At 32.5% G+C, this 12,792-nt stretch carries 7 protein-coding genes and 1 pseudogene; 5 read left to right on the top strand and 3 right to left on the bottom strand.

Annotated features, from left to right (window positions below; genetic code table 11):
• Positions 1-21 precede the first annotated feature (21 nt).
• The 4 genes and pseudogenes from ETSB_RS03505 to ETSB_RS10270 form a co-directional block, all read left to right on the top strand.
• Positions 22-1,371, top strand: coding sequence for a histidine phosphatase family protein (locus ETSB_RS03505; protein WP_044106327.1), 1,350 nt, complete (start codon positions 22-24; stop codon positions 1,369-1,371).
• 732 nt (positions 1,372-2,103) lie between these two features.
• On the top strand, positions 2,104-2,697 hold the full coding sequence (gene leuD, locus ETSB_RS03515; protein WP_044106329.1) for a 3-isopropylmalate dehydratase small subunit: 594 nt from the start codon (positions 2,104-2,106) through the stop codon (positions 2,695-2,697).
• A 617-nt stretch (positions 2,698-3,314) separates the two neighbouring features.
• The gene (queG, locus tag ETSB_RS03520) at positions 3,315-4,250 is read left to right on the top strand and encodes a tRNA epoxyqueuosine(34) reductase QueG (protein ID WP_044107597.1); all 936 of its coding nucleotides are present in this window, start codon (positions 3,315-3,317) and stop codon (positions 4,248-4,250) included.
• A 286-nt stretch (positions 4,251-4,536) separates the two neighbouring features.
• Positions 4,537-5,492: pseudogene (locus ETSB_RS10270) on the top strand (nitrogenase component 1); the annotation flags it as partial.
• A gap of 325 nt (positions 5,493-5,817) precedes the next feature.
• Here the strand turns inward: ETSB_RS10270 and lepB are convergent.
• Positions 5,818-6,417 carry a signal peptidase I gene (lepB, locus tag ETSB_RS03530; RefSeq protein ID WP_044106330.1) on the bottom strand — a complete coding sequence of 200 codons (600 nt, stop codon included), beginning with the start codon at positions 6,415-6,417 and terminating at the stop codon, positions 5,818-5,820.
• 157 nt (positions 6,418-6,574) lie between these two features.
• On the opposite strand from lepB, the gene ETSB_RS03535 reads away from it, so the two are divergent.
• A complete protein-coding gene (locus ETSB_RS03535) occupies positions 6,575-7,885 on the top strand; it encodes a dihydroorotase (RefSeq protein ID WP_044106331.1) in 1,311 nt (436 codons plus the stop codon).
• Between the two features lie 90 nt (positions 7,886-7,975).
• Here ETSB_RS03535 and stpA read toward each other — a convergent pair whose 3' ends face one another.
• Both stpA and ETSB_RS03545 read right to left on the bottom strand, forming a co-directional pair.
• The gene (gene stpA / locus ETSB_RS03540; RefSeq protein WP_044106332.1) at positions 7,976-9,292 is read right to left on the bottom strand and encodes a glucosylglycerol 3-phosphatase; all 1,317 of its coding nucleotides are present in this window, start codon (positions 9,290-9,292) and stop codon (positions 7,976-7,978) included.
• Positions 9,293-11,594: 2,302 nt separating this feature from the next.
• On the bottom strand, positions 11,595-12,782 hold the full coding sequence (locus ETSB_RS03545) for a DUF445 domain-containing protein (protein WP_084220183.1): 1,188 nt from the start codon (positions 12,780-12,782) through the stop codon (positions 11,595-11,597).
• Between the last annotated feature and the right edge of the window lie 10 nt (positions 12,783-12,792).

Raw genomic sequence — 12,792 nt, forward strand, 5'->3', positions numbered from 1 at the left:
CCATAGAGAGGATAGAAGATAGTGGCTACTCGCGTTATTATAGTGCGTCATGGACAAAGCAACTATAATGCTCAAAAGCTTATACAAGGTCGCAATAACGAATCAGTTTTGACCGAAAAAGGTCGTCAAGATGCTCAAAAACTAGGGGATAGCCTTAGTTTACTTCCTATTGATGCAATCTATTGCAGTCCTCTGCAACGGGCAAAAGCTACAGCTGAGATTATTCATAGTCGTTTGCCTTCTCGACCAAGTTTGTCTGCTATCAATCAATTGATGGAAATAGACCTTCCTCTCTGGGAAAAGCAAAATAAACTTGAAGTAGCTAAAATATTCGAGACTGAATATCAGTTTTGGAAAGAACGTCCCCACGAATTTAAAATGCTTATCTCTACATCTGAGGGAAAAAAAGAGCATTTTCCAGTTCTTGCTTTATATCAACAGGCTAAGAAATTTTGGCAGAAAATAATCCCTCAGCATCAGGGTGAAACTTTGTTAATTGTTGCTCATAATGGTATCAATCGTTGTTTAATTATGAGTGCTATTGGAATATTTCCAGAGTATTATCACTCAATTCAACAGTCTAATTGTTGCATTAATATCTTGAATTTTAGCGGTAATTGGGGGGAATCAGTGCAACTCGAATCCCTGAATCAAACCTCCCATTTAGGAATCCCCATTCCTCCTACTCGTTCTGACAAAAATCATTTACGCTTTTTACTTGTTCGTCATGGAGAAACCGAATGGAATCGGGAATCGAGATTTCAAGGAGGTAGAGATATTTCACTCAATAAAAATGGTAAAAAGCAAGCACAAAAAACGGCAGATTTTTTCAAGGAAGTCCTCTTGAACTTTGCAGTTAGTAGTCCGATGTTACGTCCAAAAGAAACTGCCAAAATAATTCTTCAATATCATAAAGATGTTGAGTTAGAATTAAAACCTCAACTTCAAGAAATCTGTCATGGACTATGGGAAGGAAAATTAGAATCGGAAATTAAAGTAGATTTTCCAGGGTTATTAACTCAATGGAAAGACTCTCCAGAAACAGTACAAATGCCAAAGGGAGAGAATTTACAACAAGTATGGGATCGAGCAATCATTTGTTGGAATCAAATGGTAGAGAATTACAGCAAATCTCCTGAATCTAAAACGGGTATTGTAGTTGCCCATGATGCTATTAATAAAGTAATTTTATGCTACTTGTTAGGGCTAAAAACCAAAGATTTCTGGAACATTAAACAAGGAAATGGTGGCGTTAGTGTGATTGACTATCCTCAAGGAATCAAGGGATCTCCTGTTTTGCAAGCGATTAATTTAACCAGCCATTTAGTAGGATCTGGAATTTTAGATCAAACAGTAGCTGGGGCATTGTAACTAACGATTTCTATTCACGGCCTCATTTGTTAAGGAGTGGAGCTTTGACTGTTGGTCAGTCCAAGAGTGAGAGAGAAGCTCATGAAACTAGAAAACTGCCCATTCTTAGAAAGAAGTCTACGAGTACTAACAAAAATTACGATCATTATGAAAAAGTAATTCACCACTTTTTCATAATGATCGTAATAACTATGATGTTAACTATAATTGTATTTGCTAAAAGCGACTAGTTTAATTGACTTTTTTAAAAAAATTTAGTTTAGACATTACAATGTAAGCCCAAAAATTATATTTTATAGATAAAAATACTACTCTCAGTATAGGATAAAACATTAAAATAATTTCAGCTAATATTTATTATTTATAATATCTATTAGATAGTTTTAATTGAAATTAAATATTTATCAATACTTGTATAATTTTCAGTATCTATGACATGTTGAATAATATTTTTTTAAAAAAAATACTTATTTATATTTTTTTATTTTTTAGAAAAAAATTAGACTCTGATAATCATGGTTATTTTGGACAGAAAATATTAAACACAAACTCTAACTTAGAATAAATAATTGGGAACATCTAAAAAATTTTGATATTTATTCTGGATAAGCTAAATCTAAGGAGGTTATAATTACAGTGAAACAATTGCGAACTAAATACTAGTAGGGTATAAGTGAAACAATGGTGAGAAGAAAACAGACTTTGAATTAGTACTATAAAAGAGTCAATATAATGAGTAAAGTACAAACTATTTCCGGATCAGGGATTCCTGTTGTGGGGGATGATATCGATACTGATCGCATTATTCCAGCACGGTTTTTGCGTTGTGTCACTTTCAAAGGTTTAGGGGAGCAAATTTTTGCCGATGATCGTGCTCAACTTAGAGGACAACACTTCTTTGATTTGCCCCAATATCAAGGCGCTAAAATTCTTGTTGTAAATGCTAACTTTGGCTGTGGCTCATCAAGAGAACATGCCCCGCAAGCAATCATTCGATGGGGAATTAAAGCCATTGTTGGAGAAAGTTTTGCTGAGATCTTTTATGGCAATTGTATCGCCAATGGAATTCCCTGTGTGACAGCTAAAGCAGAAGATATTAAGCAGTTACAAACCTTAATTCAAACCCATCCGCAACAAGAAATTACTCTTGATTTAACCGAAATGAAATTTAGAGCAGGAACGTGGATAACTCTGATCGAAATGGAAGAGGGTTCTCGGCAAATGCTTTTAGGAGGAACTTGGGATAGTTGTGGACAACTTGTCCACAACATCGATAGCGTTCGTGAAATCGCTAGCCAATTACCTTATTTATCCTGGAATTCTTAAGTTATTTCTAGTGAATAAATATCAATAAATCCTCTAAATTTTTCCAGCTTACTTAATTTAATAAACACTCAGAAGTTAATCTGGTGATAATAATGGGACAGACTAAATTTTAACCTCTAAAATATCCAACGAGCAGATGTTATTTACATTTCTCTCAATAGAAGTTAATTTAAACTCTACTGCCTTAGATTACTCTAAATCTTAGTGGAACAGGTTTAATCTATACATGGATGATCGGTACTCAATTGATAGCAATCAACTAAATTAAGATAAAATAAATCTCAACTATGCTGAATCTAAATTGTGTTAATTTCGAAAACAAAATCATTGTCAATGCAAGTTTAATACATACCAACTTCAAGTAAACTAATTTTAGGAATGATGATTGAAGAAGTGCTAAGTTTAGTTAGACAGAGCTGAAAAAGGTATAATTCAGTCGTACCAATCTCCTAGAAGTAAAATTTAGCTGATGCTAACATAATTGATACTTCACTTCACTAGGAGAGAAAAGTTTGCACGGCACGAACCTTCGTGATTGCAATGTTAACGATATTAGTTTTTCCGAAGTAATCATGCTTAACGGAAGTTTTTGTCTAGAAAAAAAACAAAAATTAGTCATGAATATCGAAAAGTGGACTGAGACAATTAAACAAAAAATTCTAGATCTAGGTTTCCATAAAGTCGGAATTGTTAATGTTAATAGCCAGTTTAATGATACTGCAACCACTCATCTGAAACGTTGGTTAGCATTAGGGTATCATGCTGATATGGCTTGGATGTCCAACCCGAAACGCCTCAACATTCGGGACTGTATGCCTGAGGTAAAATCAGTTATCTGTGTTGCCCTTAATTATTACACTCCTCATCAACGTCCCGAAGGGAAAAAATACGGCAAAGTCTCCCGTTATGGGTGGGGACGAGATTATCATAATGTTATGCACAAAAAGCTAAAAGCCTTCAGTCAATACCTAAAAGAGCAAGAGGATTCAATTAAAACTCGCTATTATGCTGACACAGGGGCAATACAAGATAAAGTTTGGGCGCAAAGGGCTGGAATTGGCTGGATTTCTAAAAATAGCAATCTTATCACCCGCGAATATGGAAGTTGGGTGTTTTTGGGTGAAGTGTTAACTAATTTAACCTTAATTCCTGATACCCCTCACACTCAACACTGTGGGACATGTACTCGCTGTCTGGAAGCATGTCCGACGGGGGCCATTGTTCAACCTTTTGTAGTAGATGCCAATCGTTGTATCGCCTATCATACCATTGAAAATAGGCAAGCAACCTTACCAAAAGCAATCACCTCTAACCTGAAGGGATGGATCGCGGGATGTGATATCTGTCAAGATGTTTGTCCTTGGAATCAACGCTTTGGACAAGAAACGAATATCGTTGATTTTCAACCCTATTCTCAAAATATTGCTCCAAAGTTGACAGAAATAGCGAACATTTCCCTCAAAGCTTGGGATAATCATTTTAGATCTTCGGCATTACGAAGGTTAAAATGGGAGAGATTGCGACGTAATGCTCGTGCCATTTTAGATACATGAGGAATCAAATCATGTTACTACTCCACGACCTACTATCCATTTGTTGAGATTGCCAATAGTTTATAAGAAGAATTTAGCTACAAATCAGTTAACCGTAAAAAACGAGAATAACTCACAAATTTAAGTGCTGAAGATTCTATTAAAAGGTCAGAGATTATTTTTTATAAAAAAATTTTTTAATATAAATTAAATAACACAATCAAACATTTAATACTAATTAGTGATACTCTGCATAGTTTAAGCCATCAAACAAAGGATATTATCCAGAAATAATCACATTTAAAATCGTTATAATAAACTGCAAGTATCAGATATAACCTTGTATCAAGTCATTAAATTTTACCGAGAAAAAATCAATTAAAAACGTGAACTAACTCAGGGAAAACCTGAGGAATATTCTGTTAATATCTACCCTAGGTTTCCATGAGAAGTATAACTATGCTGAGTTAAAACGATTGATGAAAGATTTAGAAATTTAAATTAATAAAGTAATTCCCGAAGATACATCAGTTCACGACCTAAAAAAACACCAAAAGCGTGGTTTGATTTAGCTTCTTATCGAAAATTAGGACTGATAGTAGCTCAATATTTATAAGAAGAATTTGGAACTCCCTATGTATATATTACCCCAATGGGAGTACTAAAAACAGCACGGTGTATCCAGAAAATTTAACAAGCAATTAATGAACAAGGTGCTAATGTTGATTATGAAAACAATATCAAAGAATAAACTCTTCATGTTTCCCAGGCTGATTGGTTTTCTCATTCTATTGATTTTCAGCATTTAACGGGGAAAAAGCAATAGTATTTGGGGACAATACTCATGCAGTAGCAATAACTAAAATCCTCACTCTGGAGATGGAAATTCATGGAATTTTAGCAGCTACCTATTGTAGGTACGACAGAAAATAGTTCACAGAACAAGTCAGTGAATATTGCGATCAGATTTTAATTAGTGATGATAATGCAGAAGTTAGTGATGCAATCGCTCGTCTGAAACCTTATGCCATTTTTGGAACCCAAATGGAACGTAATCTTGGGAAGCCCTTAGGTATTCCTTGTGAAGTAATTAATTGCTTAGCCTATTCATATTCTTTTACCTTGGGAATGGAAGCGAATCTCTTAGAGATTTTTTGGGTAAATGATACTAAAGAAGTTATCACGAAAGGAATTTATACTAATTCTGATTTGAATTGGAATCAAGAAGCACAAGTAGAATTCAATAAAATCCCTAGTTTTGTAGGAGTTCATCAGTGTTATAGCAAAACTGATTCTAATTTAATTCGCCAAGTTTTCATATAAAATAATTTAGTTTAAGATATAAATGGGTCTAACAATTCTTGATTCTAAATCTTGTTACTACCTTCGTTTATTCAGGTACCCTGTTTTTACGATGTTAAGAGTTTAATGATGGCAAGAAAGCCTGCGCAGATGGGACAGTCTAAGGAGAAAATAAAAATACTATATTTATCTCCCTGGTTTTAAGTAGCCAAGAGAATTAGTTCGTAGATTTTAAATAGATTCGATTTATTGCTGTCTATTGAATCAATATACTTTGAGGAAATGTTCATGGCTGAGTTGATGGATAAATGGGATATTTATGCAATATCTCCAGTCGGTTAAACGGCCAAAAACGCACAAAGGCTTTACCAATAATTTTCTCTTTCGGCACATGTCCCCAGTAATGGGAATCGTAACTATTATTACGATTATCTCCTAAAACTAGATATTGCCTTTTAGGAACTGTAACTGGACCGTAATCATAGTTAGGATCTTCGGAAATATATTTTTCTTTGATAGCTTGACCATTAACATAGACCTTTCCTGTTTTCACCTCAATGGTTTCTCCAGGTAACCCGATTACCCGTTTAATAAACGCATCGCGAAAATCTTTCTCCTGAAGAGCTTTTGTTGGGTTAAATACTACCACATCCCCCCGCTTGGGTTCTTGGAAATGATAGCTAACTTTTTCGATGATAAGGCGATCATTGACTTGTAGAGTCGGTTCCATCGAAGATGAAGGAATATAACGAGCTTCTGCCACAAATGCGCGAATACCAAAAGCTAAAATAGCTGCTGTGGCTATAGTTTTAATCCCTTCAATCCAAGGGTTTTCTTGGGGAGACTGATTTGGATTCTTAGTCTCTTGTTTCAAGCTTCGAGCCATAGGAGTTATTAATATAAAAACAAAGAATTACAAGACATAGGGATAGGAAACTTTCAAAGTAACGGTTATTTGCTTTTTAGTTTGTTGATATCCAAAACAGTGGCAAGATTGAATCAATTATTCTCAGAATTTATGTAGGTCTACCAATACTCATACTATGATACAACTCCTCATTCGTCACGCTCGGATTCTCTTACCTGATGGCCAGTTTCTTTTCGGGGATGTTTTACTTCAAGACGGAAAGATTCTCGAAGTAGCTTCAGAAATTATTACACCGGACCCCAACATTCTCATAGACGCAACGGGACTAACTTTGTTGCCTGGGGTGATTGATCCTCAAGTCCATTTCCGTGAACCTGGATTAGAACACAAAGAAGACCTTTTTACCGCTACTTGTGCCTGTGCTAAGGGGGGAGTTACTTCTTTTTTGGAAATGCCTAATACTCATCCGTTAACCATTACTCAAAGAGCTTTAGATGATAAACTACACCTGGCTGCCCAGAAATGTCTGGTCAATTATGGGTTTTTTATCGGTGCTACCACCGACAATTTACCTGATTTATTAATAGCCAATCCTACCTGTGGCATTAAAATATTTATGGGGTCAGCACATGGGACGTTATTAGTAAGTAGAGAAGCTGAATTGGAGCCAATTTTTGCCAAGGGAACTCGATTGATTGCAGTTCATGCTGAAGATCAAGCTAGAATTATTCAACGTCGTCAAGAATTTCATAATATTACTTATCCAGCTATCCACTCCCAAATCCAAGATGAAAAAACTGCCCTTAACGCGACAAAATTAGCCCTAAAATTGTCGAATAAGTATCAACGACGATTGCACATTCTCCATCTTTCTACAGGAATTGAAGCAGAATTCTTACGAAAGAATAAACCTCATTGGGTAACAGCAGAAGTAACTCCCCAACATTTATTACTTAATACGGAAGCCTATGACAGAATAGGAACATTAGCTCAAATGAACCCCCCCTTGCGGTCACCTGAAAATAATACTATTCTTTGGCAGGCTTTGTTAGATGGGATAATTGATTTTATCGCTACCGATCATGCGCCTCATACTTTAGAGGAAAAAGCTAAAAGTTATCCCAATTCTCCTTCAGGTATGCCAGGGGTAGAAACGTCTTTACCCTTAATGTTAACTCAAACTAAATTAGGACACTGTAGTATTTCTCAAGTGGCTAATTGGATGTCTACTGCCGTGGCTAAGGCTTATAAAATTCCCAATAAAGGGTTAATTAAACCAGGGTATGATGCTGATTTAGTACTAGTTGACTTAGAAAATTATGCCCCTGTTCAACGAAAAAATTTACAAACTAAATGTGGTTGGAGTCCTTTTGAAGGATGGGAGTTGACCGGATGGCCAATAGTAACACTTGTTGGGGGACAAATAGTTTATGAAAGGGGAAAACTAAACACTGACGTTCGGGGAAATTCCTTAAAGTTTGAATAATTAACAGTTAACTAACTTTTCTATTCATACTAAGAGCAACAAAAAGTTATTAGCCTTTATTTTTTTTAGCTTAGTTATTTTTCCCACTACTCAATTAGTATAATTTTTTTTATGCCTTGCTACAGCTGACTTTTTAAAAAATTCAATATACTGTTTATATCCCTCGGGAAATACAACATTTAAAGTCAGTGGATCATCTTTATCTCGGTAATCTCCCAAGCTTCTAATAACGAGTAATTCTTCTGGTGAATCTTTATTTTTAGGGTTGATAAACTTTTCTATTTTTAGAGGCTTACGATTTTTAACTTCCCCACTACTACTATCAATATAAACTGTAATATTTCCAGACTTAAATTCTTTGCCAATCTCTTGAATAAGCTGTAAAAACCCACGATCACTCCCCCCCCGTTGAAAGGTCAATTTACCATTTATTTCTTTAGCTTTGCTAGTTACAGTATCCCCTACTCCTATGATAGTCGGCATTTGCATTGGATCAAAATTATCTTTAACTAATTTCAGTATTTTTTGATGATCTCTAGGAGATTGTCGAACGTTAAAATTTTTTCCTAGCGGGTACTTTCCAATTTTATTGAAAAAGTAATGATTGAGAATAACCAATACCCCAACTTCTTTAATTGCCCCCCGCAACATAAATTGAAAGTCTGTTGTTCCTGAGTCTTCCCCTTCAGCTATTTGCATGATTTCTCGTCCTTGAACATCTTTTCCTAAGTTGGGAGCATAATGAACAAAAAAGGAATTATCTAACCCTTGATGTTTAGCTTGTTCTTGCAAATCATCCATTAAAATTTTCATTGCCTGCTGTAATTTACAATAGCTATCCTCTTGATGCTGTAAATATTCATGAAATATGTTTAAATTAACAGTCGGGGATACTTTATTGTCTAGGACAGTTAATTGAATTCCTTGTTGTATTTTACTTTCTTCCAACCCACAATTATTTTGCTTAAAAAATTCAATTAAAGCTTTTTCAATTTTCTGAGGAACTTGTTGTAAAAAGGTTAATTCTTCTTCACTAACACCAAGATGAGAGATATTCCCATGACAATCTTGCCATTGAACTCCACCACCCGCTAAACCTGGTAGATAAAGACCTTTATTTTGGACTAAATTGATATTATTGAAGGTACGTTCAATAATTGCATTCACCCCTCGTTTGCCAATATGTTCCCCATTGGTTAAGACAAAAAAATGTCCTGCAAATAATTTAGTAGCTTCCAAATAATTTTTATCAATTATCCTTGTCAAAGGATCTTTGACTAACTTCATACAAACACCATCAAGATCTTGAATAATTAAAATATGTTGCTGATTAGAGATTAAATCGATAAGATCCTGATGATCAAGAGATAAAGAACGTTGATTTAAGGGAGTATGGGTAGCAGACATTACAATTAATAATTAAAAATAATAAAATAACAAGTTGGGACAAAACTCTAATTTACAACTTAATAATACATAATTTAAATTTAACATAGTCATTCTGGCTATGCAATTGCTATCAACTTCAACCACTTTAAGCAAACAACACTAACCTTTAACTTTAAACTTTATTAAAGATTAATTACCTTTATTTTTGAAATTTTTGTCATATGTCAAGGTAAAGATATACCATATTTCTCATTACTTATAATAAAAGGCCATTTCTTTATCTTTTAAAAGAATAAATCCCTCATCAATGAATATTTAGTTTAATTTTTATTGGGAAATATATTGATCTTTAATATGAACGACATAAAAACACATAATATTTGTAACTCCACTACGTGATTTTGGGCTTCTAATGCAATTTCGTCTCAAAAAATGATTTAATAGAGTGCTATCCACATCAATTCGTTGAGAGATACCTATATTAACTCCATCAGTTTCGGTATCAGAGATTAGTGAATTTATAATTAATTACGGTGTTTATTTCTCTTTAATCACTCTATTAGGATTTTGTTCTACTATTATTTTTATGATAGGTCTTCCATATTAGAAAAGACAATTAGATGAGTATCATAATCTGAAAATACCTGCTCTCAAAACTAAGTTGAGTATCGTCAGTTACAACAAATGCATCAAGGCAAATAATATTGGCTATCCTAGACGCACCTTAACAAAATTACAATAAGTAAAAGTTAAAAGTATTGCTCTCATAAGGTTTCTACATTTGCCGAAAAATATTTTTTATAAAAATTAATTTTCTTATTATAGAAGATATATATGTTATAAAATTTTTAATAAAATAAATAGATAGTTTCTGACAATTTCAAATCCAATAACTAAGGTAGTAAATTTATTTGTTCATCAAAAATAAGAGTGTTTTTTCTACTTTATTAAATTCTAAATAGTAGATCAAAATTACTATTGATTATATTTTTTAATGTTTCAAAATTAAAATATTACTAATACCAAGATAAATTATATTATATATATACTTTTATATATTTTTGATAAAAAAATATTTAATACTGTATCTTATCTCAGCAAAATCATCAAGAACAACTAGCAAAAGTTTATTTCTGCAATTTAAAATAACTTATTCGGTTATTGAAGATCACTATCGCTTATTAAAGTAATTATGTAGAATAAGTTATTTATGCTCAGAAGAGTTAAGACAATTTAAATTCACTTGTTGAGTCCTTTAGGAGTTTTCGTAAAGTTAGAGTTTATAATAGTTAAATAGTTAATTCTAATTTGATATTAGAGCATTTAAATTAAAATCAAGTACTCTTATTTGTTAAAATATTCAGTCATTATTAAACAAGTTTGAGTTAGTACAATATAAAATAACTATTTTAAATATTGTAGGTGCACAATATTTTATATAATTTGCAAATGCATAAGTTCTAACTTATATCATATCTCAGATAGAAAAATACCTGTATAAAAATTTATTTCTCTAGCTAAGCTAACTAATTCGATCTTTTTTTAAGTTATTAAGCTTTTAAAATAGTATGTATTTTAAACAATTATTAATGTCATAAATTGACTGATACTCTTGGGAATAGTTAATTTATAACATTAACAATTTAAAAATACTAGATTTAGTTCAAATGTTAACTATATTTTAGACAAAACTAAACTTAATTTACACTACTTAGGATTAGAAGTGAATGATAAAAAAAATTATATAATATAGATAAAAATCATCAAATATTAGATTAATTTAAACAACTTAAGCTTCATTTATTTCCGGATAATGTGACACATAATAATACTCAATTACGAGAAAATACTTTAAATATTAAAAATATTTAAAGTATTTTCTCGTAATATTAATGTTTAAATAAAAATAGAGAGAGTAGTAAATCAAGAACAGTTTAAATTTTTATAAAAAAAATATAATTTAACTTAATGAGTGTCAATAAAAAATTAAAAAGTAGTTAATAATGAATAATTACTAGATACTAATACGCTTAAAAATTTAGCTCATAGAATTAGTGAAGTAAGGACTATAAAAGTTTACTAGTGAGATATTCTCTCCAAAACTAAGACAAAAAAATTAAAAGCTAAATAAATTGTAGATTAAGTAAAGTCACCCAATCTACAATCAGAAAAACAATAATTACAGAAAATAATGTAAATCTACTCATTCAACCTCTTACTCAACATAAAACAACAAGTTTATTGTCACAGAATAAAGTTTAAAAAATATATACTAATATTTTTACCTGAACTAATCTCATTTTTCTAGAGAAAAATGAGATTAGTTTGACTTTAATAAAAATAAAAGTGTTTGTAAAATTCCTACCATAAATCCTAAGATTCCTCCCAGAGTTACAATAGCTTGTAACTCATTTTTAACTATTCCTTTAACTGCTATTTCAAGATTTTCAGGAGTTGTAGCATTAACTCGATCAATAATTACTTGATCAATAGATAAAATTGGAATTGTATGAGCAACAATTTTTTCTAAATCTTCTTCGAAATATCCTTCTAAAAGGAAAGCTAATTCTTCGCTAATTTTTACAAAAAAAATACTTAATGTAGTTGATTTTTGCAATCTATTAATAATTAATATTGCTAATTGATCCCAGTTAATTGTATTTTCAAAACCTTTAATAAATTGTGTGCCCCTGTTTTGTATATAATCTTGTACAGTTTCCCTAGTAGTTTTACGTAATTGTTTTACAGTGGAAACTGGTAAATTTTCTAAACAAAGACTTTGCAACCATTGCCGTAAACGACTACGAAGTTCTAAAGATAGTATTAATTCCTTGAAACGGGTATTAGCCATTTCTTGTTCTTCTAAACAAAAATTACGCAACCGTGTTAGGGTATTCTTGAGTCCAAATAAATTAGCGACTACCCAATAAGTTCCACTGGTTTTTTCCCGAAATCCTTCATCAATTACTTGAATATTACGATCACTCAAAAAATCAATTAGAGTTTGCCTCAAAACATCGGGAGGGACAACTGTTTCTAGTAACCAGTCAGCAAACTGTCGCGTTTGGGTATCTGTTAAACGAAACTCAAGTAGAACCTGGTTAAAAATTTGATTAATTTGATATTCTAAGAAATCTTGACGATGAGCAAATGCCTTTAGAAGTCGAGGCAAAGACTCACTAAATAAATCCCGCAAAATATCGGACAAAATTCTAGCTGTTTTTTGTTCTTTATCGTTTTTAATCTGTTTAATAGCTAAGGTAAATAACCAGAGAATAGCAGATTGTACTCGTTCAGTTTTGAGCAAACGTCGTGCTAACTTTTGCAACTCTTCTGGGGTCAAAAGCGATCCCATAATTGTATCTGAGACCTTTCTAGCTAAACGTTCTTGGTTACGAGGAATCAACCCTGGAGTGAAGGGGACACGACGCTTACCAATATGAATAGCTCTATAAGGACGAAAAAGCATATTAATGGCTATATCATTGGTAAAGTAGCCAATAATCATACCCCCAGCT

It is taken from the genome of cyanobacterium endosymbiont of Epithemia turgida isolate EtSB Lake Yunoko, from assembly GCF_000829235.1.
Lineage (GTDB): Bacteria > Cyanobacteriota > Cyanobacteriia > Cyanobacteriales > Microcystaceae > Rippkaea.